This is a genomic window from Arthrobacter sp. 2MCAF14 (assembly GCF_052115645.1).
GTDB lineage: Bacteria > Actinomycetota > Actinomycetes > Actinomycetales > Micrococcaceae > Arthrobacter.
Genome location: NZ_JBFRHB010000007.1, coordinates 22,723 through 47,952, shown reverse-complemented (window position 1 = coordinate 47,952; position 25,230 = coordinate 22,723). Strand labels below are relative to the sequence as shown.

At 64.7% G+C, this 25,230-nt stretch carries 23 protein-coding genes and 1 pseudogene; 7 read left to right on the top strand and 17 right to left on the bottom strand.

Annotated elements, in window-relative coordinates:
* Positions 1 to 94: 94 nt before the first annotated feature.
* Positions 95 to 3,586, top strand: a complete 3,492-nt coding sequence (locus AB4074_RS07495) for a proline dehydrogenase family protein (RefSeq protein WP_441412813.1) — start codon at positions 95 to 97, stop codon at positions 3,584 to 3,586.
* A 60-nt stretch (positions 3,587 to 3,646) separates the two neighbouring features.
* Here AB4074_RS07495 and AB4074_RS07490 read toward each other — a convergent pair whose 3' ends face one another.
* On the bottom strand, positions 3,647 to 4,558 hold the full coding sequence (locus AB4074_RS07490; protein ID WP_441412812.1) for an oxygenase MpaB family protein: 912 nt from the start codon (positions 4,556 to 4,558) through the stop codon (positions 3,647 to 3,649).
* 108 nt (positions 4,559 to 4,666) lie between these two features.
* Positions 4,667 to 6,133 (bottom strand): MFS transporter, encoded by a 1,467-nt coding sequence (locus AB4074_RS07485; RefSeq protein ID WP_441412811.1) that lies wholly within the window; start codon positions 6,131 to 6,133, stop codon positions 4,667 to 4,669.
* 97 nt (positions 6,134 to 6,230) lie between these two features.
* Here AB4074_RS07485 and AB4074_RS07480 point away from each other — a divergent pair, with 97 nt between their 5' ends.
* Together AB4074_RS07480 and AB4074_RS07475 are read left to right on the top strand one after the other, a co-directional pair.
* Positions 6,231 to 6,611: a MarR family winged helix-turn-helix transcriptional regulator gene (locus AB4074_RS07480; RefSeq protein ID WP_441412810.1), complete on the top strand. Its 381-nt coding sequence runs from the start codon at positions 6,231 to 6,233 to the stop codon at positions 6,609 to 6,611.
* 311 nt (positions 6,612 to 6,922) lie between these two features.
* A pseudogene (locus AB4074_RS07475) lies at positions 6,923 to 7,423 on the top strand (M23 family metallopeptidase); the annotation flags it as partial.
* 122 nt (positions 7,424 to 7,545) lie between these two features.
* On the opposite strand, the gene AB4074_RS07470 reads toward AB4074_RS07475, so the two are convergent.
* Positions 7,546 to 7,824, bottom strand: coding sequence for a hypothetical protein (locus AB4074_RS07470; protein WP_441412902.1), 279 nt, complete (start codon positions 7,822 to 7,824; stop codon positions 7,546 to 7,548).
* A 66-nt stretch (positions 7,825 to 7,890) separates the two neighbouring features.
* The gene (locus AB4074_RS07465) at positions 7,891 to 8,178 is read right to left on the bottom strand and encodes a hypothetical protein (protein WP_441412901.1); all 288 of its coding nucleotides are present in this window, start codon (positions 8,176 to 8,178) and stop codon (positions 7,891 to 7,893) included.
* 125 nt (positions 8,179 to 8,303) lie between these two features.
* Between AB4074_RS07465 and AB4074_RS07460 the strand changes: the two genes are divergently transcribed.
* Positions 8,304 to 8,789, top strand: a complete 486-nt coding sequence (locus AB4074_RS07460; protein WP_441412809.1) for a glutathione peroxidase — start codon at positions 8,304 to 8,306, stop codon at positions 8,787 to 8,789.
* Here the strand turns inward: AB4074_RS07460 and AB4074_RS07455 are convergent.
* The 3 genes from AB4074_RS07455 to AB4074_RS07445 are packed head-to-tail and all read right to left on the bottom strand — an operon-like array spanning position 8,786 to position 12,645.
* Positions 8,786 to 10,462, bottom strand: a complete 1,677-nt coding sequence (locus tag AB4074_RS07455; protein WP_441412808.1) for an amidohydrolase — start codon at positions 10,460 to 10,462, stop codon at positions 8,786 to 8,788. The two genes, AB4074_RS07460 and AB4074_RS07455, sit on opposite strands and share 4 nt — an antisense overlap.
* Positions 10,463 to 10,511: 49 nt before the next feature.
* Positions 10,512 to 11,150 carry a TetR/AcrR family transcriptional regulator gene (locus AB4074_RS07450; protein WP_441412807.1) on the bottom strand — a complete coding sequence of 213 codons (639 nt, stop codon included), beginning with the start codon at positions 11,148 to 11,150 and terminating at the stop codon, positions 10,512 to 10,514.
* A gap of 22 nt (positions 11,151 to 11,172) precedes the next feature.
* Positions 11,173 to 12,645, bottom strand: coding sequence for an APC family permease (locus tag AB4074_RS07445; protein WP_441412806.1), 1,473 nt, complete (start codon positions 12,643 to 12,645; stop codon positions 11,173 to 11,175).
* Between the two features lie 191 nt (positions 12,646 to 12,836).
* Here AB4074_RS07445 and AB4074_RS07440 point away from each other — a divergent pair, with 191 nt between their 5' ends.
* Positions 12,837 to 13,778, top strand: a complete 942-nt coding sequence (locus AB4074_RS07440) for a metallophosphoesterase (protein ID WP_441412805.1) — start codon at positions 12,837 to 12,839, stop codon at positions 13,776 to 13,778.
* Between the two features lie 4 nt (positions 13,779 to 13,782).
* Here the strand turns inward: AB4074_RS07440 and AB4074_RS07435 are convergent, their stop codons facing one another.
* Together AB4074_RS07435 and AB4074_RS07430 are read right to left on the bottom strand one after the other, a co-directional pair.
* Positions 13,783 to 15,366 (bottom strand): stealth family protein, encoded by a 1,584-nt coding sequence (locus AB4074_RS07435; RefSeq protein WP_441412804.1) that lies wholly within the window; start codon positions 15,364 to 15,366, stop codon positions 13,783 to 13,785.
* Positions 15,367 to 15,410: 44 nt separating this feature from the next.
* Positions 15,411 to 16,319 (bottom strand): hypothetical protein, encoded by a 909-nt coding sequence (locus AB4074_RS07430; RefSeq protein ID WP_441412803.1) that lies wholly within the window; start codon positions 16,317 to 16,319, stop codon positions 15,411 to 15,413.
* Positions 16,320 to 16,489: 170 nt separating this feature from the next.
* Here AB4074_RS07430 and AB4074_RS07425 point away from each other — a divergent pair, with 170 nt between their 5' ends.
* Together AB4074_RS07425 and AB4074_RS07420 are read left to right on the top strand one after the other, a co-directional pair.
* Positions 16,490 to 16,789 carry a type II toxin-antitoxin system VapB family antitoxin gene (locus tag AB4074_RS07425; RefSeq protein WP_059388531.1) on the top strand — a complete coding sequence of 100 codons (300 nt, stop codon included), beginning with the start codon at positions 16,490 to 16,492 and terminating at the stop codon, positions 16,787 to 16,789.
* Positions 16,782 to 17,516, top strand: coding sequence for a LytR C-terminal domain-containing protein (locus AB4074_RS07420; RefSeq protein WP_441412802.1), 735 nt, complete (start codon positions 16,782 to 16,784; stop codon positions 17,514 to 17,516). Before AB4074_RS07425 ends, AB4074_RS07420 begins: the two co-directional genes overlap by 8 nt.
* Positions 17,517 to 17,580: 64 nt before the next feature.
* Here the strand turns inward: AB4074_RS07420 and AB4074_RS07415 are convergent, their stop codons facing one another.
* From AB4074_RS07415 to AB4074_RS07380, 8 genes are all read right to left on the bottom strand, one after another.
* Complete coding sequence (locus AB4074_RS07415; protein WP_441412801.1) at positions 17,581 to 18,222, bottom strand: TetR/AcrR family transcriptional regulator; 642 nt, start codon at positions 18,220 to 18,222, stop codon at positions 17,581 to 17,583.
* Between the two features lie 114 nt (positions 18,223 to 18,336).
* A complete protein-coding gene (locus tag AB4074_RS07410; RefSeq protein WP_441412895.1) occupies positions 18,337 to 19,035 on the bottom strand; it encodes a DsbA family oxidoreductase in 699 nt (232 codons plus the stop codon).
* A 197-nt stretch (positions 19,036 to 19,232) separates the two neighbouring features.
* Positions 19,233 to 19,763: a GNAT family N-acetyltransferase gene (locus AB4074_RS07405; RefSeq protein WP_441412800.1), complete on the bottom strand. Its 531-nt coding sequence runs from the start codon at positions 19,761 to 19,763 to the stop codon at positions 19,233 to 19,235.
* 120 nt (positions 19,764 to 19,883) lie between these two features.
* Entirely contained in the window at positions 19,884 to 21,218 is a 1,335-nt protein-coding gene (locus tag AB4074_RS07400) for an MFS transporter (RefSeq protein ID WP_441412799.1), read from the bottom strand.
* Positions 21,219 to 21,341: 123 nt separating this feature from the next.
* Positions 21,342 to 21,815: a heme-degrading domain-containing protein gene (locus AB4074_RS07395; protein WP_441412798.1), complete on the bottom strand. Its 474-nt coding sequence runs from the start codon at positions 21,813 to 21,815 to the stop codon at positions 21,342 to 21,344.
* Positions 21,816 to 21,963: 148 nt separating this feature from the next.
* Positions 21,964 to 22,830, bottom strand: a complete 867-nt coding sequence (locus tag AB4074_RS07390) for a TolB family protein (RefSeq protein ID WP_441412797.1) — start codon at positions 22,828 to 22,830, stop codon at positions 21,964 to 21,966.
* 162 nt (positions 22,831 to 22,992) lie between these two features.
* Positions 22,993 to 23,991: a sugar phosphate isomerase/epimerase family protein gene (locus AB4074_RS07385; RefSeq protein ID WP_441412796.1), complete on the bottom strand. Its 999-nt coding sequence runs from the start codon at positions 23,989 to 23,991 to the stop codon at positions 22,993 to 22,995.
* Positions 23,992 to 24,039: 48 nt separating this feature from the next.
* On the bottom strand, positions 24,040 to 25,224 hold the full coding sequence (locus AB4074_RS07380) for a Gfo/Idh/MocA family protein (RefSeq protein WP_441412795.1): 1,185 nt from the start codon (positions 25,222 to 25,224) through the stop codon (positions 24,040 to 24,042).
* Positions 25,225 to 25,230 lie beyond the last annotated feature (6 nt).

The following is a 25,230-nucleotide window of genomic DNA, read 5'->3' as shown; positions in this document are numbered from 1 at the left end:
GAATATTCTTCAGAAAAGATCGCTTTTCCTAATCTGATTGTAGATCCATACTGATGGAAACAAAGCCCTCTCTGCACCAAAAGGAACGAAGCGCATGAGCACACCAACCCGGGATTCGAGCATCGACGCCAGGACGCAGTCCGCCCCGGAATCCGGACACCTCCAGGAGTTGGCCCACGAAGCCATCCAACTGGTTCGACACTGGCTCACCGAAGCTTCGAAGGTGCCCGTTGACGTTTCCGCCCAGCGCCTCGCCGGCGTCCTCAAAGACCCGAATGGCCTCGACTTCACGGTGGGATTCGTCGACGGCGTCATCCGCCCCGAGGATCTGACCGTCGCCGGCCGCAACTTGGCGAAGCTTGCCCCGAAGGTCCCGGCCTTCCTGCCCTGGTACATGCGTGCCGCCGTGCGTACCGGCGGTGTCATGGCTCCGGTTCTTCCGCAGGTAGTCATCCCGATCGCCCGCAAGGTCTTGCGCGACATGGTGGGCCACCTGATTGTGGACGCCACGGACGCCAAACTGGGCCCGGCCATCGCCAAGATTAAGCAGAACGGCGTCCACCTGAACGTGAACCTGCTGGGAGAGGCCGTCCTGGGCGAACGCGAAGCCAGCCGCAGGCTTGAGGGAACCCTCAAGCTCCTGGCGCGTGACGACGTCGACTACGTCTCCATCAAGGAGTCCTCCACGGTGGCCCCGCACTCGCTGTGGGCCTTCGATGAAGCAGTGGACCACGTGGTGGAGAAGCTCACGCCGCTCTACAAGCTGGCTGCATCGTTCCCCAAGCCCAAGTTCATCAACCTGGACATGGAGGAATACAAGGACCTCAGCCTGACCATGGCCGTGTTCACCCGGATCCTGGACAAGCCCGAATTCAAGAACCTCGAGGCCGGCATAGTGCTTCAGGCCTACCTCCCGGACGCGCTCTCGGCCATGCAGGAACTGCAGGAATGGGCTGCGGCACGCCGGGCAAACGGCGGCGCCCCCATCAAGGTGCGCGTCGTCAAGGGCGCCAACCTGCCCATGGAACAAGTCCAGGCGTCCATCCAGGGCTGGCCGCTCGCAACGTGGGGCACCAAGCAGGATTCGGACACCAACTACAAGCGCGTCCTCAACTACGCACTCACCCCAGGACACATCGACGCGGTCCGGATCGGCGTCGCTGGCCACAACCTCTTCGACGTTGCGTTCGCGTGGCTGCTGGCCAAGGAGCGCGGGGTCACCAAGGGCATTGAGTTCGAGATGCTCCTCGGCATGGCCACGGGCCAGGCCACTGCCGTCCGCAAGGACGTCGGCAGCCTCCTGTTGTACACGCCGGTGGTGCACCCGGGCGAGTTCGACGTCGCCATCGCGTACCTGATCCGCCGCCTCGAAGAAGGCGCCAGCCAGGATAACTTCATGTCCGCCGTGTTCGAGCTCGGGGGGAACTCCCCAGAAAGCAGAACCCTGTTCGAACGGGAGAAGCAGCGCTTCCTCGCCTCGCTCGCGGAGCTGGACGACGCCGTTCCGGCCCCCAACCGCACGCAGGACCGCAATGAGCCCGCCGTGTCGGCGCCCAACGATGGTTTCGCCAACACGCCGGACACCGATCCTGCCCTGCCCGCCAACCGGGCCTGGGGCCGCGCCATCCTGGAGCGCATTACGGGCTCCACCGCCGGCAACGCGATCGTTGAAGCCAGCAAGGTCAGGGACGCCCAGGAACTGGACCGCATTATTGCCACCGCCGTCGAACACGGCAAAGCTTGGGGTGCCATGCCGGCTGCCGAGCGCGCAGCCATCCTGCACCGCGCAGGCGACATCCTGGAATCCCGCCGCGCCGAACTCCTCGAGGTCATGGCCTCCGAGACCGGCAAGACGATCGAACAGGGCGACCCCGAAGTCAGCGAAGCAATCGACTTCGCGCACTACTACGCCGAGCGCGCCAAGGACCTGGAAACGGTCGACGGCGCAACGTTCGTCCCAGCCAACCTCACCGTCGTGACCCCGCCGTGGAACTTCCCGGTGGCGATTCCCGCGGGCTCCACGCTGGCGGCGCTCGCGGCGGGATCCGCCGTCGTGATCAAGCCGGCTAAGCAGGCCCGCCGCTCCGGTTCCGTCATGGTGGACGCGCTGTGGGAGGCCGGCGTGCCGCGCGAAGTGCTGGCGCTCGTGCAGCTCGAAGAACGCGAGCTGGGCACCCAGCTGGTCTCGCACCCCAGCGTTGACCGAGTGATCCTCACCGGCGGTTACGAGACCGCAGAGCTCTTCCGCTCCTTCCGGCAGGACCTCCCGCTGCTCGCGGAGACCTCGGGCAAGAACGCCATCATCGTCACTCCGCACGCGGACCTCGATCTTGCCGCCAAGGACGTCGTGTACTCGGCTTTCGGGCACGCCGGACAGAAGTGCTCCGCCGCTTCGCTCGTGATCCTGGTAGGTTCCGTTGCCACCTCCGAGCGCTTCCACAACCAACTCGTGGATGCAGCCCGCTCGCTCAAGGTGGGCTACCCGGAACAGGCAACCACCCAGATGGGCCCGATCATCGAGCCGGCCAACGGCAAGCTCCTCAACGCCCTGACAACCCTCGGCGACGGCGAGACCTGGGCCGTGAAGCCGGAGAAACTCGATGAGAGCGGCCGACTGTGGTCCCCGGGCATCCGGTTCGGCGTCAAGCCCGGATCCTACTTCCACCTGACCGAATTCTTCGGCCCGGTCCTCGGCGTGATGACCGCGTCCACCTTGGAAGAAGCCATCGCCATCCAGAATGAGATCGAATACGGCCTCACCGCCGGACTGCACTCGCTCGATTCCGATGAAATGGGCGTCTGGCTGGACACCATCCAGGCCGGCAACCTCTACGTGAACCGCGGCATCACGGGCGCCATCGTCCAGCGGCAGCCGTTCGGCGGCTGGAAGAAGTCGGCCGTGGGCGCAGGCACCAAGGCCGGCGGACCCAACTACCTGGTCGGACTTGGCAGCTGGCTCCCTGCCGAGCCCGCCGCGAAGCGCGGTGCAACGCTCAAGGGTGCGGCGGCTTCGATCCTGGCCGCGGCCAAGGCCGCAGGCCCGCTTGTTGAGGCCAGCGACGCGGAGGCCCTGCAGAAGGCGCTCTTCAGCGACGCCGCGGCATCGGCCACGGAATTCGGCACCCGCAAGGACGTCTCCGGCCTGAGTGCCGAGCGCAACGTATTCCGGTACCGGGCCTTCCCCGTGACCATCCGCTTGTCCGAGGGCGGGAAGCTCGTGGACTTGCTTCGCGTCGTAGCAGCCGGGGCAGTGGCGGGTTCGGCACTCACGGTGTCTTCCGCCGTCGAGCTTCCCGAAGCCGTTATCGCAGCGTTCGCGGGACTCGGGGTGAGCACGCGCATCCAGAACGACGCCGAATGGCTGGCTTCCGCGGCAGGCATCAACGGTGGCCGCATCCGCCTGATCGGCGGGGACAGCAGCGCGCTGAGCGCCGCCACCGGCGGTCGTCCCGACGTCGCGATCTACCACGGCACGGTGACCCCGGCTGGACGGATCGAGATGCTGCCGTTCCTGCACGAGCAGGCCATCAGCATCACGGCGCACCGCTTCGGCACGCCGAACCACCTGTCGGACGCGCTGATCTAGCGATTCCTCAGAGAAGCCCGGCGGGACGGCCACCAGCCGCTCCGCCGGGCTTCTTTGCGTCTAAGCCTCGTACCCCAAGCGCCGCAACCGCTGACGGGCGGCGTGCTCGCTGGGGCCGCTGCGTCCCAAAGTGAGGCGAACGACGGCGAGGACCACCCGCGCGGCAAGAATCGACGGCAGCGGGATGGGGCCAAAACGGGCCTTTTCCAGCCCCAACAGTTCCCGGTACCGGGGCTCCAGGCTGGCCACGGCCGCGGCGAACAAAATCCGGTAACCGGGTTGCAGCGACGCTTTCAACGGGGGATATCGGATGAAGTCGATGGTTTCCCTGAGCCGCTCGTCGGCGCGGAGATGTCCTGAGGCGTACCAGCGGTCCATTTCCGCCGTCACTTCCGCGAGGCTCAGGGGAGGGTCCTCGACTCCCATCAGGCGGCCGGCCTGGGCCCACTCGCGGATGTAGGCGTCGGCGCCGCCGGGGACCGCACCTCCCCAGATCCGGTGAGCGGCCACGAAGGAATCCGCGTAGGCAACGTGGACCCAGCGAAGAAGCTCGGGGTCGTTGGCTGAATACTCGCGGGTCTGTCCGTGCGCGTCAACGTAGCTGCCCTTGACGGAATCATGGACCCGTCGCACGAAATGGGTTGCCGTGTGGGCTGCGTCCATGGAGCCGTAGCTCACGGTGAATATCCAGCGGATGGTATTTGCCAGCCGGCCGAGGGGATCCCTCTTGAAGCCTGAATGGTCGTACACGCCCGCCAAAGCGCCGGGATGCAGGGACTGCATGAGCAGCACCCGGATTCCCGCGATGATCGTGGACATGGAACCGTGGATAGCCCAGACGGCCGAGCCGGGAAGGTGGTATCCGGGGTCGTTTCCCTCCGCAAGCCGCAGCACCCAGTCAGGCGTGGACTGCGGGTGACCCGTAAAAGTCATCCGCAGCTCCGCTTGCCACTTCTTCAGGAAGTTGACCATGGTCCATTGTTGCGCAGCATTCTGTTGGCGCAAGGGGCCGACTTGTTAATGCAAAAGGTGCCGGCCAGCTGTGGAAACAGCGGGCCGGCACCTTTTACGCGAGTCCGCTTAGGCCGCGGGTTGCTCGGCAAGTGCCCGACGGCGGCGTGCCGGGGACGCTGCCACCAGCAGCGCCGCGATTGCCACGGCAGCGCTCAAGACCAGGCCGGGCCGGTACTGATCGAGCATGGCCGCGGCGCTGAGCGTGCTGCCGGTGCCTGCGCCGGTGTCATGCCCGCTCACCAGGGCCGTCGTCACGGCAAGGACAAGGGCTGCACCAACCTGCGTGCTGGTCTGGATGAGTCCGGCGGCCAGCCCCTGCTCCGAATCCCGGATTCCAGCGGTGGCTTGGACGTTGATGGACGGGAAGGCCAAGGCGAACCCGATGCCCAGCAGGATCACCGAGGGCAGGATGTCCAGGGCGTAGTTGGGTGAGGTTCCGACGCGGAGGAACAGGACGTAGCCCAGTCCCATGGCGGTCAGGCCGGTGAGGATGAGCTTCGGGGCGCCGAATTTCTCGATGAACCTATCCGCGAAGGGTGCGCTCGTTGCCACCAGGAGCCCGGTGGGAAGCAAGGCAAGTGCCATGCCCAGGGGAGACCAGCCGAGCACCGACTGCAAGTACATGGTGAGGATGAACTGGAAGCTCAGATAGGAACCGAACAGTCCAACCGCACTCAGGTTGGCGCGCGCCACCCAGCCTTCACGAAGGATGCCGAAGCGGATGAGCGGGTGCTTGACGCGGTTTTCGATGACGGCGAAGGTTGCCAGCACGGCAGCAGAGATGGCGAATCCGGCGATTGTTGCCACAGATCCCCAGCCCTTCTCCGGAGCTGAAACCAAGGTGTACACGAGGCCAAGCATGCCGAGCGCGAGCGTGACTGCGCCCCAGACATCATGGCCGCTCTCTTCCGTGGACGGCTTGTCCCGGGGAATGAACAACATGCCAAGAAGCACGACGGCGACTGCGATCGGCACCGACACCAGGAAGGTCCAGCGCCAGCTCAAGCTGGTCATGAGCCCGCCAACAACCAGCCCGAGCGAAAAGCCGCTCGCGCCGAAAGTGGTGAAGATGGACAGAGCCTTGTTGCGCTCGCGGCCTTCAGCGAAATTGGTAGTGATGATGGAGAAACCGGTAGGGGCAGTGAATGCCGCGGCCAGGCCTTTGACGAAGCGCGTGGCGATCAAGAGGGTCGGATCATTCACGAGGCCGCCGAGGAGCGATGCCGCGGCGAACACGGTCAAGGCGATCAGGAAGATCCGACGCCGGCCCAGCAGGTCGGCGAGCCGCCCGCCCAGGAGCAACAGGCTCCCGTAACCCAGGACGTAGGCGGAAACGATCCACTGCAGGGAATCGGTTCCGAGGTGGAGCTCGTGGCCGATGGAGGGAAGGGCTACGCCCACCATGGAAACGTCCAGGCCGTCGAGGGCCAGGACTGTGCACACCACCATTAGCAGCAGCCACTGGGCCCGGGTCCAGCGGACGGCTGTATGGAGCTGCTCGGCAGATCTAGTGAGGGTGCTTGGTGAAGTCATGAAAATCAATCTATATGACACGTCATTCAATGACAAGGAATATGACCCGGAATCTTATGACGTGGACTTTATCTGGGTTTTCGACTAGAATTGGGCCATGGCAACAACGCAGGATCGCCAGCTGGTTGAGCAATGGCGCAGCATCCAGAACTCGTACTTCCGCACCGCGGCCGCCATCGACCGCGCCCTCGAAGCCAACTTCGACATCGGCCTGAACGAATTCGAAATCCTCGATCTCGTTGCCGAAAGCGTCGACTCTGCCTGCCGCATGAAGGCACTCGGGGAGCGGACTCCCATGACCCAGAGCGCCGTCTCCAAGGTTGTCGACCGCTTGGAGAAAGCCGGACTCGTCTCCCGCGTAACCTGCACGGATGACCGCCGCTCGCTGTACCTCGAGCTGACCGACGCCGGCCGCGCGCTGCATTCGGATGCCGCCGTCGAGCACCGCGCGCTGCTGAAAGAGAACCTCGGCGAGTAGCCCGCTGCGGTCCGGCGAGTGTTTCGCGGACCGGCCAAGTATGAAGTCGAGTGTTCCCATTCAATTTCATAGCGGCCACAATGGGACAAGCGCGCCCGTACTGGGGATGAGCGCCTGTCTCAGGAGCCGCTGTGGGAAAGCATCATGAGTCTGACCGGATTGTCGATCTGGTGCTCACAAGAAAATTTGGCCGGGTCCTTTCGGCCTGCTTCCTCGCTGTCGTGGTGATCCTCGCTTTTGGTTTCCAGGGCCCGGGTTTGGGCGGACCGGCAAGGGGCGGATCCTTGGCCACGGGCCAAGTCGAACCCGGCATGCTGCCCACGGATGGTGCCGCGTCCAGCGCGCAGGAGGCCGTGCCTCAAAGCGCGACATCGGCCCCAGTCCAGGCAGGTGACAAAGCCACGGTGTCTTTTGAACGTTCCCCGGTCCAAACCCTCGACAAGAACGGCGTCGGCACTTTGAACGTCTCGTCGAGTTCCCTCGACCGGCCCCCTGCCGGCAAACTCTACGCGCCGCTGGAAACGCTGCTTCCGAGCTCTCCCTTCGGGTTGAGGATCGATCCTTTCACCGGGTTACCGGGGGAGTTCCACTGGGGCCAGGACTTCGCCGCGGCTTGCGGCACGCTCGTCTACGCAGCCGACTCCGGCGTTGTCCGGGCCGTGGGTTGGCACCCGTGGGGTGGCGGCAACCGCGTGGAAATTGATCACGGCAACGGCCTTGTCACCACGTACAACCACCTGCAGGGAATTGCAGTGACCAAGGGGCAATCGGTCCGGGTAGGCGAGGTCATTGCCAGAGTGGGAACCACGGGTTCCTCGACCGGTTGCCACTTGCACTTCGAGACGATCCTCAAGGGCGTTTACACCAACCCTATGAACTGGACGTTCCTGCCAACCAAGCAGGTGGATCCCCTCGGCGATATCGCGATGGTCAGCTACCAGCCAGGTTCCGCCACCGCGACCTCGGCGGGGTCTGTCTGGTCCATCCCCGGGGCCGTGCCGACTGACCCGGGAGCCGTGCCCTCGAGAGAGGCGGTGACCGGCGGGGTGCAGGAAGCGAAGGTTGCGCCCCCGAGCCCGTCTGCTACAGGCACGCAAACGCCGACGGCGTCACCCACTAGTAGTCCGACGGCGAGCCCGGCTGGCACCCGAACGGGGACGCCGAGCCCGACCGCGACGCCGACTGCCACCCCGAGTGCGCCGCGGACTGGCACCCCGACCGCGACGCCTTCGCCAACTGCCGCCCCCACTCCAAGCAAGACGCCGAGCCCTACCGTGACTCAGGCTCCTACCGTGACCCACGCGCCCACGGCGACAGTCCCGCCCACCGTGACCGCACCGCCCTCGGTGACGGTACCGCCCTCGGTGACGGTACCGCCCACGGTGGCGCCGACGCCGAGCCTCCCCGCGCCGGTACCGACCGTGACGCACGCCCAGTCACCCCCGCCGGCGCCCACGACGCCGGCACCCACCAAGCCCACGCCGCCGGCGCCCACGACGCCGGCACCCACCAAGCCCACGACGTCAGCGCCCGCCAGCCCCAAGCCGTCGGCTACTGCAACTACCAAAACGACCCCTACGGCCCCTTAGCCGTAGAAGTCATCGCTTTCCTGGAGCCCGTCCAGCCGCCCTGCCACGCGTAGACTCGAATGCGGCAGTTTGCCAAGGTTCCACGTCGTAAGGAAGCGATTCAATGTCCCCGCTCTACAGCATCCCCTTGACGTTCAACGACGGCTCCCAAGCCGACTTTGGGCGTTTCGAGGGCAAAGCCGTACTGGTAGTCAACGTGGCTTCGAAGTGTGGTTTCACGCGCCAGTACTCGGGACTTGAGGAGCTCTACGGCAAATACCGCGACCGTGGGTTCGAGATTCTGGGTGTGCCGTGCAACCAGTTCGGCGGCCAGGAACGGGGTTCCGACGCCGAGATCGCCGAGTTCTGCCAGCGCAATTTCGGAGTCTCGTTCCCGCTTGCGAGCAAGTCAAAAGTCCGGGGCAAGGAGCAGCACCCCCTGTATGCCGAGCTGACCCGGACGGCCGACGGTTCCAAACCGCAGAAGGTGAAGTGGAACTTCGAAAAGTTCCTCGTGAGCCGCGAAGGCGAGGTGCTCGCCCGCTTCCCGTCCGCCGTCGAGCCCGATTCCGAAAAGTTCATCGAGGCACTCGAAGAGGCCCTCGCCTAAGCAGGCTGGAACGATTCCTCACTAAGGTCGGCGATTCCCTTCGCGAAGGCCCGACGGTTGTCAACAACGATTTCTCCGTCAACAACCGTCAGGATCACCGGCGTCTGCGCGAATTCGTCCGGCGCTGTGGTCAGGGGATTGTGCAGGACCACCGTCAGATCGGCGCGGGCTCCGCTCTCTACGATTCCGCCTTCCTCACCGACGGACCTCCAGTATTGGCTCGTGTAACCTTCGAGCGTGGCACGCGCTGACAGCGCCTGCTGGGGCTGGACTGGCTCGACGTCGGGCCGGCCGGCCGGTCGGCGCGTCTGGGCTGAGGCGATGATCGCCCGCGGGTCGAAAGGAGCGATAGGCCAGTCCGATCCGAGGGCGACGATTGCTCCGGCGTCGCGGAGATCGCGGGTCCGCCACGCCTGGTTGGCCCGTTCGCTGCCAAGCCTGCGGGACCAGTTGTCGGTGTGGTCGGCGCGGCTGTAGAGGGCGCAATGCGTCGGCTGCAAGCTCGTTGCGGCACCCGCGCTGATGATTTCCGCCAAGACCGAATCCGGGATGGACTCGATGTGCTCGATCCGGTGGACCGTGCCGTTCTTGGGAAGGGCGCCGATAGTCCGCGCGACGAAGGACACCGCTTTGTCGCCGATGGCATGCGTGGTGGTGGGGATGCCGTGTTCGTGGAAGAACTTCATGGCTGCGGCAAGGGCCTCCGGATCGTGCCAGAGCGGGTGGAGTGATTCTCCGTGGGTGTCGGGTTCAAAGAGCCACGCCGTGCCGTTGTCGATGGTTCCATCCATCATGAGCTTGATGCCGTGAACGTGCCAGCGCCTGCCGTGCCTGCCCTGCATCGCCAGCATGGCCTCCAGGTCATCCTCGGTGGCGCCCGGCATGACCCACGGCGAGATCCGCAGCCGGATGGCGAGCTCGCCTTTGCGCTCCAGGGCCTCCAGCACTTCAAGTGTGTCCGGGGCGCCGAAGTCAAGCATCTGGCCTGCTACCAGCCCGGATTCGGCCATGGAACGCAGGAGCTTCCCGAGCTCGTCGACGCGCTGCTCGAAGGAGGGCTGGGGAAGGACGCGGCGAACGAGCTCCTGGGCGGCCATTTCGTAGAGCATGCCGTTGGGCCTGCCGTGCTGGTCGAGGCCGACGTAGCCGGTGCTGGGCAGTTCTTCCGTTCCGGTGACGCCGGCGAGCTTGAGGGCGGCGTCGGAGACAAGCGAGGCATGGCCGTCGAACAGGGTGATGAACACGAGTTCGTCGTCGAGGATGCCGTCGAAGAGGGAGTTGTCGAAGACCGCATCCCCGAAGATGGCAGGGTCGAGGCCCCAAGCGAACAACCAATCGGAGCCGACGGCGTGCGGCGTGGAAGCGGCGTGCCGCGCAAGGGCGGCGCGGACGGCGTCGAGCTCGGTGATCCCGCCCAGGTCAAGGCCACGGGCGATTTCCGCTCCATGGATGGGGTGGATGTGGGCGTCGATCAGGCCGGGGCAGACAGTTGCGTCGGCGACGTCGATCACCTGTTTGGCTCGTGCGGTCCATTCATTGGCAGCCTCGGCGCGGCCGACGTGCGCAATGCGGCCCTCTGAGATGGCGACGAAACCGGCGGTCTCTGTGAGCGCCTCACCGTGGAGGATGCTGGACGAGAAGATGACGAGATCGATGGGCTCGGGCGTGGTCAAGATGTAACTCCTTGTTGTGTTCGGGTTTCCGACGCCGGCCCGGTGAGGATCAGTCGTCGTCGATGGCTGCCTTCAATCCTGCCGAGAGGACATCGGCCAGGAATGCGAAGCGGTCTACAGGGTGCTCTGCCACGGCTTTCTTTGCCGCGAACAGATGGGGATAAGTGCCTTCCTCCTCTTGGTTGATGCTCCATGCGGATTCCATCGTCATTGCGTCGAGGCTCGCGCCGATCGCTGCGCTGTCGAGGGCTTCCAACGCGGGAATGATGAGGTGCCGTGGCGCCCCCGCGATCTCGAACGCTTCGACAAACTGGTCGTACCGCTCCAAGGCTGCCGGGTGTGACACCGGCTGCGTGAGCAGGAGGGGAAGGAGTGCCGGCACCATGCTGTACGCCTTGCGGAGGGAGTCGAAGATCTCGCGGATGACGTCGTCGAGGCTGCCGGACGGCAACTCGGGCATCGGAGCTCTGTCTACGAGCGCGCCACGGGCCAGTTCGATGATCTCTTGGCGACCCGTGACGTGCTTGTAGAAAGATGACTGCCGGACGCCCAGGCGTTCCGCGAGCCGCGGGATGGAGAGGCTCTCTTCCTCTTCGAACATCTCAAGCGCCGCGCGGCCGATCGCCTTCCGCGAGAGCCTCGGTGTCCGGGGCCGTCCTAGCTGGCTGGTTTTGCTGGGAGTCTGCATTCCTCAAGACTAGGCTCCGGGATCACTCGGCGTGGCCGATCCGCTGGTAGGCGGCCGGGTTGACCTTGCGTAGCACGAGGGCCAGCACGGTTCCGGCCGCAAACAAGAGCGGTGCAAATACGAGCAGTGTGGTGTTGACGGGGTCCCCGGCCGGGAGGCCGGTGAGCAATTGGGCGTTGTTGGCCATCAGGTAGGTCACCGCACACATGATGATCGTGGCTGCTACGGCGGAAGGCATGACGTACCAGCGAAGGCCGTGGTCCTTGAGGCGGGTGAAGAAGACCACGACGCCGACGCCCGTGAGCGCCTGCAGGAGGAGGACGCCGATCACTCCCGGGGTGTTCGTCCAGATCAGGAACTGGGTGAACGGGTCCAGCTGGAGCAGGGCCGCGCCGATCACGAGGGCGAGCGCGAGGAGGGTCTGGTCGAAGCCGGCCACCGAGGGGGTGCGATATCGCGGGCTGATCCGGCCTGAGCGCTTCGGGAAGATGCCCTCGCGGCTCAGCGACAAGGTATAGCGGTTGATGGTGTTGTGGAAGGAGAGCTGGGCGGCGAAGATGCTGGTGACAATCAGCACGCTCATCACGTTCACGCACCAGCCGCCCGCGAAGTTGCCCGCTGCGATGTAGGCGGTGTCCCCGGCGTCGAGGTGGCCGGCGGCGAACGCCTGGACGGCGTCAGCTCCGAAGGCCTGGACGATGATCCAGACGGCGAAGGCGTAGAACGCGCCGATGAAGGCGACGGAGATGTAGGTGGCACGAGGGACGCTGCGGTCCGGGTCCCGGGCTTCTTCCCGGTACAGGGCTCCGGATTCAAATCCCATGAAGGCGGAGAAACCCAGGCCAAGGACCGCGGCGAACTGCGGGGAGAAGATGGCCTGCGGGCTGAATGATTCAAAACTGATGCCATGTGCGCCGCCTTGGGCCAGGACGAACGCGGCGACGATGGCAACGATCGCGGTTTCGAGGGTGAGCAGGACGGCGAGGACCCTGGCGCCGACGTCGATCCCGCGCCAGCCCAGGTACCAGACGGCCCCGATTGAGACGATCGCGTAGAGCCACCAGGGAAGTTCCACGCCGGTGAAGGATTTGACGGCGAGGTTGGCTTGGATACCGAGCAGTCCGTAGAGGCCGATTTGCAGGCCGTTGTAGCTCATCCAAGCGGTGAGGCCGGAGCCGAGGCCGACCACGCGGCCGAGGGTTTTCGAGATGTAGCCGTAGAAGCCGCTGTAGGAGCGGACGTGGCGGGTGAGCGCCATGAAACCGATGGCGAACAGGCCCAGGCCGATAGCCGCGGCGATGTAGATGGAGGGAGCGCCGACGCCGCCCACGGCGAGAGCGAGCGGGGCGATCCCGACGACGATGGTCAGCGGAGCGGCCGCTGACACCAACATGAACACAATGTCGCGAGTGCCGATTGCGTTCTTCTTCAATCCGCCGTCAACGCTGACGGTCGCGGACGGCATGAGGGCCGCCTCTTCTTTAGTGAAAGCCATTCGCTTATTGTGAGGGGCGGCACATGTTTCAGTCAAGAGAGCCTGAAAATAAGCGAGGATCGCGGGGGCAGCGCGAGTAATTATCCAACATTCCGACCGTAAGTTACCCTGCGTTAGCCTTTTGTCTGGTTGGATTGGGTTTATTGGGGCAGACACTGGAGGCGCCGTCTCCTACCGACCCGAAGGTAGTAATGGAGCTCATCGAGGCCGAGTACCCGCGGCCAGGACACGTACTTCTGCACCTTAGCGACTCCCATCTGTTGGGAGGGTCGGAACCCCTTTACGGCACAGTTGATAGTGAAGCCCACCTCAGGCAACTCTTTTCGGAAGTGCATGCGTCGAAGGTCCGCCCCGACGCCGTAATCTTCACCGGGGACCTCGCCGATCAGGGTGAGCCCGGTGCCTACGCCAAACTCCGGTCGATCGTCGAACCTGCCTGTCGGGAGATGGGAGCGCGGGTGATCTGGGCGATGGGAAACCACGACGATCGGGCGAATTTCCGTGCTGGCCTCTTCGACCAGAGCGACAATAACGCGCCGGTGGATCACAGCTACTTCGTCAACGGGCTGCGGATCATCACACTGGATACCTCTGTGCCCGGTTTCCATCACGGTGAGGTAAGCCAGAGCCAGCTCGACTGGTTGGGATCGGAGCTCGCGACGCCGGCTCCGGACGGCACGATCCTTGCCCTCCACCACCCTCCGGTCCCGAGCGTCCTCGATCTCTCGATCCTCGTGGAGCTGCGCGGCCAAGCCGCGCTGGCCGACGTCGTGCGCAATTCGGACGTCCGCTCCATCCTTGGCGGTCACCTGCATTACTCCACCACGGCCATGTTCGCCGGCGTCCCGGTATCGGTGGCTTCCGCGAGCTGCTACACCCAGGACCTCAACGTTCCGCAGGGTGGCACCCGCGGCCGCGACGGTGCCCAGGCATTCAACTTGGTCCACGTTTACGAGCAGACGATCGTGCATTCGGTGGTGCCATTGGGCAAATCGCCGACTGTCGGTGAGTACGTCAGCCCGGAAGCCACGAGGCGCCGGCTCGCCGAAGCAGGAATCCGGATTCCCCAGCGTCCTACCCACGAAAGCGGTTCGAGAGCCGACGCGAAGCGCCCGGAGATGACCCGCCGCTAGGAGCCTACTTCTCCCACGGCGCCTTGACCGGGAAGTACTTCTCCATGAAGTCCGTCACGAGTCCGGCCCTTTCGTCGGCAGCAACCTCGGGGAAGCTGCCGTCGTTGAGGCAGAAGAAGTCCACGTTGCGCTTGGCGAGCAACGTGGGCAGGTAGTGCAGCCCTGACCACAGGGTGGTATCCACGTACCTGACTTTTGCGGAGGTCTGCGTCACTGCCCGGCCCGTGAGCAACGAGTAGTAGTGGTAGAACGAGTTGGTCACGGAGATGTTGTCCGCCGCGCGGAACCTGCTGCCTGCCGTCTTGGCGAACTCGGCCGGAAACTCGCGCTCCATCTCCGCGATCACGCTACGGCGGAGGGGTGCGGCAGTGTGCTCCAAATGGCGTGTGGTGATCCGCCCGAAGCGTTCCCAGAGGAGCTTCCTGTTGACACGGGCAGCGTTCTCGAAACCGCTGCGTTCGGCGTCGTTCTCTCCCAGCCCGATCCGGGTGGAGGCTTCGATGAACTTGGTGATTCCACCGGGAGTGAAGAACATGTCCGGTGCTACAGGCCGGCCGAAGAACATGTCGTCGTTGGAATACAGGAAGTGCTCGGAGAGACCCTCAATGTGGTGCAACTGGGATTCCACAGCCTGGGAATTGTGGGTGGGCAGCACCGTGGGGTCCTTGAAGAACTCCTCGCTGCGCGTGATCCTGACGCTCGGGTGCTCGGCCAGCCACTCGGGCGCGGGAGAGTCCGTGGCGATGTAGACCCGGCGGATCCAGGGCGCATACATGTAGACGGAGCGCAGGGCATACTTGAGCTCGTTGATTTGCCGGAAGCGGGCCTCGTGGGCATCGCCCTCGCCCACGACTGCGTCTTTCATCTGCTCTCGGCGCGCCGCAATGTACGCGGGGTCATTGCCGTCCACCCATGAAAAGACAATGTCGACGTCGAAGTCGATGTCGCTCGCGTGGTCCGCGAACATGTTCTCGATGGTCGGCCAGCTCAGCCCGTGGCGTTCCACCGTGCCCCGGACAGCGTCCTGGCGCAGCATGGTTCGCCGGGTCAGGGAGTTCTCCACCGGCAACACGAGCTGATCGCCGTCGAACTCCCACAATTCCAGTTGCACGCCCAAGGAAGGACCGTAAGTCAGCCCGCCCCCGGGTTCCACGCGTGGACGGAAGAGCCGGAAGATCCTGGCCTTCCGGTTGCTCGAAAGCTCGCCGTCTGCCACAAGCAACGTGGATTTCTTCCGCGCATCGACGGTCATGGAGTAGAACGGCTCGTTCCGGAAAGCCGAGACCAAAGCCTGGCGCAGTTTCTTCCGGAGCTTCCAGTCGACGGCGATCACGGGCCGGTGGTCGTTGCCGCGGACCAGGATGAAGTCGAGCCCGGCCGCGTCGAGTGCGGCGCGGATCACGAGGAGGTCTTCGACCATCACCTGCTGCGGGGTGCGGTTCTGGTTCAGCAAGCTGTAACGGCCGCGATGGCGGACGACGTCGGCGCGGTGCTTGAGGCGCGCGTCGACTGCGGGCGATGTCGGTTCGGGAACGACCGCATCGTCGTCGGTGGCGGGGCTACCGAAGTAGATTGCTTGCTGGTCCATGTCTGTGATGGCTTTTCTCCGAAAAGTTGTGGTGACGGGCGGACTCAGCCCACCAAGGCTTCACGCCAACTGCGCAGGAATGCGCCTCCGGCGTCGTCGTGAATGACGTCGTCGCCCAGGCCAAGGTCGGTGGCTGTAAGAACATCGTAGGGCTTGTTGGGCACGCCGTCCGCGGGCCGGACGTCGACGTGCTTGACGCTGTGGTCGTTGTGGTGGAGCCAATCCGCCATGGCGTAGTCCGTGCGCGAATCGCCCACTGTCCGCCAGGCCTGCGGGGTGATCCCCTGGGCGGCGAGGAGTTCCACTGCGCGGCTGGCGCCGAGATCCTTGCCGAGCCGGATGGACTCGATGTCCGTGGAGATGATGGTGGGATCCAGGCGGTAGTCGGCGGCGTCGTCGGACTCTGGCGCGTGGTGATCCAGGAGGGCGGCGGAGAGGCCGTGCCTGCCCATGAGCTCCAGGGCATCGGCGTCGAAGAGCTTCTGCTCGGCCAGGTAATCGTCATTTGAGACGTCCAGATGCTGCTCCACCGACACCATGGCGCGCTTTGTCTCGTCGAAGAACATGTGCGTCGCGTAGTCCTCTGCCACCATGCGGCGGACGTCCTCGCCGTAGGCCTTCGGAACGGCGAGGTCATGGTCCACATGGATGGGTCCCGGGCCGCCCGAGGTGTAGCTGAACCACACAGCGCCCTTCTCGCAGATCGCGTGGACCACCGTTCCCGCAGGCATCCCGGCGGCAATCATGGGTGCCATGACTTGCTCGCGGATGAAAGTGTCTGAGCGGCCGGTGTTGAAAATGACAGGGATGCCTGCGGAGGCCAAGCCCACAAGGTCGGCGATGATTTCCGGCTTCACATCGCGCGTCACGGGACTCGCGACAGGGCCGTCGACGTCGAGGAGGAGTGCGAGGGCAGGAGCAGCCGGGTGCGTGCCTGGCATTGAAGCAGTCATGATCCCATTCTGTCAGTCCGGCGTGATGGCGGCAGCGGTGTGACGGACGACGGCGGCAGGAGGCAACGTTTCGGCGCACACCGTCCGTCAACGGTTACCTTTTGGCCACAACCTTGGTGGCCGACTTCTCACAAGTTCCCTTGGACGCCTTACTTCTTTAGGCTTGCAAAGTGATATTCAAAGCTGTGGGCGAGGGACGCCCGTACCCCGACCATGGTTTTTCCACGCCCAAGGACTGGGCCTCGCTGCCCCCGCGTCCGGTCCGGCTCGACGAACTTGTCACCACTAAGCGCACCCTTGACCTGGAAGCACTGTTGGCCGAGGATTCAACGTTCTTCGGCGACCTCTTCCCGCATGTGGTGCAGTACCAAGGCCTGCTGTATCTCGAAGACGGGCTGCACCGTGCAGTCCGTACTGCGCTCCACCAGCGGACGGCCATCCACGCCCGGGTGCTCGTGATAGATGGTTAACGAAACAATTCCGGAAGAGCAGGTGGCAGTGGCCGAGAATGCGGATCCGAGGAAGCGCCGGAAGCGTCCCGGTCGTCAGAAAGACCCGACGATTCTGCACGGGCATCGGGTTGTCACTGGTCCGGAACTCCGGGCAACTTTTGCTGAGGCTCCTGGGCCTGACAGCCATCGCGGGTGGTTCAGCCGACGCCTCTTGCATGGGATCGTTCTCGCGCTGCTCGTGGGACTGGTCGTTGCCGGACTCGTGGGCGCCTGGGCAGTGATGAACGGCGTGATCCGTTTCCCCTCCGCCGTTGCGAGCCAGGCCCCGGCGGCCGTATGCCCCGCCACTGTTTTCGACTACACGCCCAACAACAAAATCAGCGTCAATGTCTACAATGCTGCCGGCAAGGCCGGTCTGGCCAAGAGCGTGGCGGACCAATTGAAAGCCCGGGGATACAACGTTGGCACCGTCGACAACTCGACCACCAGCTACACCGGCCCGGCCATGGTTGTTTCGGGATCCGGTGGCCAAGCGGCAGCGTTCAACATCCAGAGGAACATCGCCGGCACCGACTACTTCCAGGACCAACGCACCGATGCCTCCGTGGACCTCATCCTCGCGCCCGGCTTCTCGGCACTCGTCCCACCTGAACTCGTGGACAACACCCCGGGCAAGCTCAGTTGTCCTCGCCTTGAGCAGCGGATCGCCGACAACGCGAAGCTGCCGGTAATGCCGACGCCGTAGCGTGGGCCTTCCACGGACTGAGCCAGCGGCTGCGCCGGCCCCGCGGCAAGGTCATGCGGCAAGGTCACGCCAAGCGCGCCGGCCGGCCGTCGTCGTCGAACCTTGCTCCTGCGCCCAACTGGATGAACCGCACGGTCTGGACCAACCGCTCCTCAAGCTCGTCCAGCTCCGTTCCGATCGCGGCATTGCCGCGTGCCGCGCTGGAGGAAAGAGTTCCGTGGATGAGCCTCGCCAGCTGGCCGACGTCCGTGGGCGGGAGGTAGCCGGCTGCGATTCCGTCGCGCAGGATGTCCTGGAGCAGCAGGTTGAGTTCGCCGACGTGATCTGCCAATTTCGCAAAGGAAGCGGGAGAGAGGACAGCCCCCATCGCAGGGCCTGGCGGGAGGTGCCGGCGGCTCAGATCTTCCACCTGGGCGCGCACGTAAAGGGCCAGGCGGTCCACCGGGTTCTGCAGTGCGGCGAGGGATTCGCGCAGATCGCCCAGGAATCGCTCGGTCTCGTCGAGCGCGTACGCAATGAGGAGCTGTTCCATGTCGGCGTAGTAGTTGTATACCGCCGTCCGGCCGACGCCGGCGTGCCGCGCGACGTCGGTCATGGTCAAGCCGGGCAGGCCGTGGGTGAAGAGTAGTTCCCCGAAAGCTGTCAGGACCCGGCGTCGGGTTTCAGCGCGTTGCGCCGCATTGCTGGCGGCCGTAATCCTAGGCATACGGACACTTTACAGGGATCTGTCAGCAAATTTGGGTGCGTGCGGCGCGAGCTGGCAGCAGATGACCTTGCAACGCGCCGTTGGGGTCATCTGCTGCCAGCTCGCGCAAAGGTTCTAGATCGCGCAGCCGTCCGGGCCGCAGGCGTCGGCGTCGGGGCCGCCGACGGCGACCAGGGGATTCGCTTCCTGCCATGCCTGCGCGAGGGCTTGCGTGAAGACCTCTGAGGGCTGCGCGCCGGAGAGTCCGTACTTGCGGTCGATGACAAAGAACGGCACGCCGGTGACACCAAGCATCCGGGCTTCGGCGATATCGCCACGTACGTCCTCTGCGTACTTGTCGGTGCTGAACAGCTCCGCGACCTCGGCTTGCGGCAGGCCCAACTCGCTGCCGAGCTTGGCCAGGTATTCCTGGCTTCCGATGTCCTCGCCGTGTTCAAAATGGCCGCTCAGGAGCTGCTCTTTGGCTTCGTCCTGCTTGCCGTGGGCGGCAGCCAAGTGGATGAGGCGGTGTGCCGTGAAGCTGTTGGCCACCACGACGTCGTCGAAACGGTAGTTGAGGCCCTCGCCCTTTGCCTGCAACGCCACGTGCTCGAACATCTGGCTGACCTGCGCGGGGTCCATGCCCTTGCGCTTGCTCAGGTAATCGAGCTCTGTGCCGTCGTAGTGTTCCGGGATGCTCGGATCCAACTGGTAGCTGCGCCACTGGATCTCGACCGAGTCGCGGTGCGGGAATTCAGCAAGGGCCGTTTCGAACCGGCGCTTTCCGATGTAGCACCACGGGCAAGCGACGTCTGACCAGATCTCAACCTTCATGGTGGCGACAACCGGAAGCGGGGGCCGGGCATTCCCGGAATGGGCTGTTGGACTGGTCACAGCCCGGCGTTCACGACACGCAAAATGGTGTGCGACGCAGAAACGGGCAGGCGCTACGGGTATCCGTATCCGAGCCGCGTGAGACTGTTTGCGCGTCGCAGGCCCATTTCCGCATCGCTAATGCGCGTGCAGGCGTCCTAGACCGCCCTCTCCATCACGAAATCGTGCTCCACGGTATCGCCCAGGCGGAACGACTTGGTCCCGACCTTCTTGAACCCGCTCTTCTCATAGAAGCGGATGGCCTTGGCGTTCTGGCTGTTGACGCCTAGCCACACCCCGGCCGCACCCGAGCCGGCAGCGCGGTCCAACGTGGTTTTCATGAGCTCCGCGGCAGCGCCCAGTCCGTGGTGTTCCGGATGCACATAGCACTTGCTCAGTTCCGTGGATGGGTTGAGCGTCAGGGCCGAAGCGACGTCGGTATCGCTCGTGGGTCGGGCTACCAGCATGCTGTAGCCGCGGAGTTCCCCGGCGGCGTCGATGGCCAGGATGGTGACGTCCGGATCGGCAAGGTATTCCGTGAACTTCTCCGCACTGAGCGTCCTGCGCAGGTGCGCGGCGATGTCATCGGGCGAGGAGTCCGGCGGGCAGGCGAGCGGAAAGGTGACGGCGGCAAGCTCCGCCAGCCGTCCGGCGTCGTCCGCTGTTGCTTCGCGGATTGTCTGGCTCATGCGGTCCTCTCTGGCAATCGGGCGCAGAAATGCCCCTCAAGACTGATCTTAAGGGGCATTTCAGGAAAGACTACGACGGCGGTGGCCCGCCCGAGCTTTCCGCTCGCGGAGCCGGGCTGCTTAGGCGCGGGCTTCCGCAAGCAGGCGAAGATCCTCGTCCGGCTCGGGATCCCGGCCCAAAGCGAGGCCGACAATGGTGACGACGGCCGTGGCGAGCAAGTACGCGGCGATCAGGAGCCAGTTACCGGTGGCGGCGTAGAGGGCCGTGAAGATCAACGGTGCCACAGCTCCGCCCACTACGCCCGCCACCGTGTATGCGAGGGAACTGCCGGCATAGCGGAGCCGGGCCGGGAACTGTTCCGTGATGAAGGCCGCCTGCGGACCGTACATGAAGGCGTGCAGCCCGAGGCCGATCACGACGCCGACAGTCAACAGGAGGACGGAGCGGGACTGGATCATGAGGAAGAACAACGGGATGTACACGGCTGTGGCAGCAGCGGTGATGCCGTAGACGAGCCGGCGGTTGAACCGGTCCGTGACAGCTCCTGCGGCCGGGATCAGGAACAGCTGGAATGCTGAACCGACCAGGACTGCACCCAGGACGTTGCCGGTGGTCATCCCCAGTTCCTTGGTGGCGTAGACCGCGACAAAGACGGTGAACAAGGCGTATAAGACGTCGGGGCAGATCCGGCACAACGCGGCGGCGAGGAGGGGACGGAACTGGGTGGTGAGGACTTCCTTGATGGGAGCCTTGGGCCGTTCGCCGGTGGCTTCGATGGCCTTGAAGACCGGGGTTTCCTCGAGCTTGAGCCGGATGACCAGGCCGAAGGCAACCAGGATGGCCGAACTGAGGAAGGCCACGCGCCAACCCCAAGCGATGAAGGCATCGTTGCTCATGACTGCGGCGAGGACGGCCAGTGCGCCGTTGGCCAGCAGGTTGCCCGCGGGCGGCCCGATCTGGGCTGCGGACGACCAGAATCCGCGCTTGCTGGGATTGGCGTACTCGCTGGACAGCAACACCGCGCCGCCCCATTCGCCGCCGACGCCGATGCCCTGGGCCAAGCGAAGGAGGACCAGGATGATCGTGGCTCCAATGCCGATCGTGTGGTAGTCCGGCAACGCGCCGATGAGGACCGTGGCCGCGCCAATGAGGATGAGGGTGATGACCAGGACGTTCTTGCGTCCGATCTTGTCTCCGAGCCGGCCAAAGACAACGCCGCCAATGGGCCGGGCGAAGTAACCCACCGCGAAGGCCGAGAAGGAGAGCAGGAGGCCCGTGGTTTCGTCGTTCGTGGGGAAGAAGATCTTGGGGAAGACGAGCGCGGAGGCGACGGAGTAGATGGCGAAGTCGTAGTACTCCAGGGAGGTGCCTGTGACGCTGGCAATGAAGGCCTTGATGGCGCCTGCCGAGGGTTTGCTGCGCCTTGTTGGACTTGGCGAAGTGGTCGCGGACATGGTTCCTCCATGGAACGTTGGGCGGGCTTTGTGATCCCGATCTCAATCGGGGTCTACAACCAATGATGCATCACATGGAAGAATTGTTCAACAATTTTTTGGCGGGAGTTCTTGCTGAGGTTCTTAGGCGGTGAGATGTTGGCGGATCCCTTCGACAATGAGGTCATGATCCTCCTGCGATGAAAGGCCTGACGCAGTGACGGCCGCGACCACGCCGACCCCACGGACCCGCACGGGAAACGAGCCGCCTGTCACGGCATAGTCGGCACCGAGCCACCCGCTGGCTACCGGATCGATACCGGCGGAGGACAGCCGGGCTTCGACAAGTGCGCTGCTTGTTTCCATTCGCAAGACGAGTGCGGATTTCCGTGCGATCCACGATTCCTGGTCCGGTGTGATTCCGGGCAATGCAGCGCGGAAAAGAATGAGCCCGGGTCGCCGGATATCGATGCCGATCGCGTGACCGGCATCCTGGGCCATGCTGGTCAACAGTGAGCCGAGCCTCCAGGCGTCTCCGTGATCGAAGGAGGTGAAAATCAGCTCCTCTTCTTGGCGCTTGAGCGCATCCAATGCTTCAAGAGCGGCGATGTGGGCCATGGAGCTACCGCCCTTCCGGGCCGTAGGGTTCGAAATCCAACTTCTGAAAGTCGGGCACTTCGGGCTCGTGGATGAGGGAGAAAGTAGCCGTGTGACGGATCATGGCATTCCAATCGAAGTCGGCGGCGTGGCTTCCGCAAGAAGCACTTCAGTTTTCCGGATAGGCAACATAAGCGAACCGCTCGGAGTCGGGTGACCAACTGTTGACATTGAGGGTTCCCTGGCCGCCGAAGAGGGGCCACGTGTGGAGCGGAGTGGCCCAGTCGCTCGTGGAAACAACGACGACGTCGACCCGCAAGTCCGGGGGGTGGCCTACCGTGCCGCCGGGGAAACGGATGTAGCTGGCCAGGCGCCCGTCGGGCGAGAGGTGCGGGAACCAGTCAACGGTGCCGCTTTCAAGCAGGCGCTCTGGCGTGCCGCGGTGACTGGCCCGCACCCTGGCAAGTTGGGCGTGGCCCGGCCGATCCGTGAAGGCCTCGGTATTGAAGTACAGCCATTCGCCGTCGGGCGAGTACTCGGGGCCGTCGCAGTGGCCGTCGACGTCGATTGCGGTCGCTGGTCCGCCCCCTGCTGGAATCGTGATGAGCCGGCCCGGCTGCGTGAAGTCGCCGGCTTCTATTCCTACGTAGGCGAGGGTCTGTCCGTCGGGGCTGATGCCGTGCAGGAAATGGAACCACCCGTCGTTGTTCGTGATCTTGGTGGCCTCACCGCCGTCGAGGGTTGCGCTGTAGATGTGGCCGTCATTCGCCGAGAGGTAAATGGTGGTGCCGTCGGGCGCGAGGACGTGGTCGTTGTTGAGGTCCGGGATGCCGGTGATGGCTACCTTTTCGAGTCCGCCGGAAAGATCCAGCCGCCACAGGGCGCCGTCACCATTGAGGATGAGGGCCTGGCCATCGAGCGTCCAGTTGGGTGCCTCCAGGAGCAAATTGTCCGTGCTGAAGGCCAGCTCGGAAGTGCCGGTGGCAGAGGCGATCCATACTTCGCAGCGCTGGCCGGGTTGGAGGGTTCGTATCACAGTGCTTCCTCGACGAACCCATTCTCATGGGGTGCTGTGGTCCCAGACATGCGGATGACCTTTCGTTGTGTGGGAGAGCTCGGGGCGCGAGTTGGCAGCAGATGCCCGCAAAATCGGATTTTGGGGTCATCTGCTGCCAACTCGCGCTAACCGCGGGGGTGGTTAGTCCTGGCTGAAGGCGGCGTCGAAGCTGGTTTGGGAGGCGGGGTAGTCGTATTTTTTGAGGTTGGCGAGGGCTTCGGGGGCGCCGTGGAGGCGGTCCATGCCGGCGTCTTCCCATTCGATGCTGATGGGTCCGGTGTAGCCGATGGCGGTGAGGGCGCGGAAGGAGGATTCCCAGGGCACGTCGCCGCGTCCGGCGGAGACGAAGTCCCAGCCGCGGCGGGGGTCGCCCCAGGGCAGGTGGGAACCCAGGACGGTGTTCCGGCCGGTGGGGCGCAGCTTGGTGTCCTTGCAGTCCACGTGGTAGATCCGGTCCTTGAAGTCCCAGATGAAGGAAACGGGGTCGATGCCTTGCCACATGAAGTGGGAGGGGTCCCAGTTCAGGCCGAATGCTTCGCGGTGCCCGATCGCTTCCAGGGTCCGCACGGTGGTCCAGTAGTCGTAGGCGATTTCGGAGGGGTGGACTTCGTGGGCGAACCGGACCCCGCATTCGTCGAAGACGTCCAGGATGGGGTTCCAGCGGTCGGCGAAGTCCTGGTAGCCGGCCTCGATGACTTTCTCGGGGACGGGCGGGAACATGGCGACGTACTGCCAGATGGAGGAGCCGGTGAACCCGACGACGGTGTCCACGCCGAGCGCTTGGGCGAGGCGGGCGGTGTGTTTCATTTCCTCGGCGGCGCGTTGGCGGACGCCTTCGGGGTCCCCGTCGCCCCAGACCTTGGCGCCGACGATTCCCTGGTGGCGGAAGTCGATGGGGTCATCACACACGGCCTGGCCCTTGAGGTGGTTGGAAATGGCCCAGACCTTGAGGTTGTACTTGTCCAGGATGGCGAGCTTGGATTCGACGTAGCCGGGTTCGTCCCAGCGCCAGGCGTCCAGGTGGTCCCCGGACACGGCGATTTCCAGGCCGTCATAGCCCCAGCCGGAGGCCAGGCGCGCGACTTCCTCGAAGGGCAGGTCGGCCCACTGGCCGGTGAACAGGGTATACGGGCGGGGCATGGGTTCTCCTTGGGAAAAGTTTCGGGGCGTGCAACAGGTGCAGGGCTGTCAGTGGCCGGCGACCTGGATGATCGCGGACTTGGCATCGGCGGATTCTTCGATGGCGGCCAGGACCTGTTGGACGGCGAGCCCGTCCTCGAACGACGGCGACGGCGGGGTCCCGGCGTCGATGGCTGCCAGGAAGTCACGGATTTCGTGGGTGAAGGTGTGTTCCCAGCCGATGACGTGGCCCTGGGGCCACCAGGCGTCCATGTAGGGGTGTTCGGGTTCGTTGACCAGGATCCGGCGGAAGCCCTGCTCCCGGACGGGCACCGTAGCGTCCATGAAACCCAGTTCGTTGATGGATTCCAGGTCGAACAGGAGCGAGCCCTTGTCGCCGTAGATTTCCATCGTGAGCGAGTTCTTCTTGCCCGTGGCCATGCGGGAGACTTCCACCGAGGCGACCGCCCCGGAGGCGAGGGTCAGCGTGGCCCAGGCGGCGTCGTCGACCGTTACTTGTTCCGGACCGTCCGCGCCGGGGCGGCTGTCCACGAAGGTGTGCAGCCGGCCGGAGACCTCGGTGACTATGTCCCCGAGGAGGAAGAGGACCTGGTCGATGGCGTGGGAGGCGATGTCGCCCAACGCGCCGGATCCGGCGGTTTCCTTGTTCAACCGCCAGGTCATGGGGGAGTCCGGGTCCACGAGCCAGTCCTGCAGGTAGGCGGCGCGGACGTGCCTGACCGTGCCCAGTCGGCCCTCGGCGATCAATTCCTTCGCCAAGGCGAGGGCAGGGACGCGGCGGTAGTTGAAGCCGATCATGGACTGGATGCCGCGCGCGCGGGCGGCGCGCGCGGCTTCCGTCATGGTTTCGGCCTCGGCCAGGGTGTTCGCGAGGGGTTTTTCCACGAGCACGTGCTTGCCCGCTTCCAGCGCCGCGATGGCGATCTCGGCGTGCATCCAGCCCGGGGCGCAGATATCCACGATGTGGATGTCATCGCGTTCCAAGACCGAACGCCAGTCCGTGGCGGACTCGCTCCACCCATACCTGGCCGCGGCCTCGGCAACCTGTTCCGCGTCCCGGCCCACGAGCACTTTCTGCTCGAAGGCCGGAACATCGAAGAAGCTGGCCACGTTCCGCCACGCGTTCGAATGGGCTTTGCCCATGAACGCGTAACCGATCGCGGCAACACCCAGGGTTTTCTTGCCCGGTTCGCCGTCGTGAAGGGTGGTGGGGGTAGGGGCGGAGCTAGTCATGAGTGA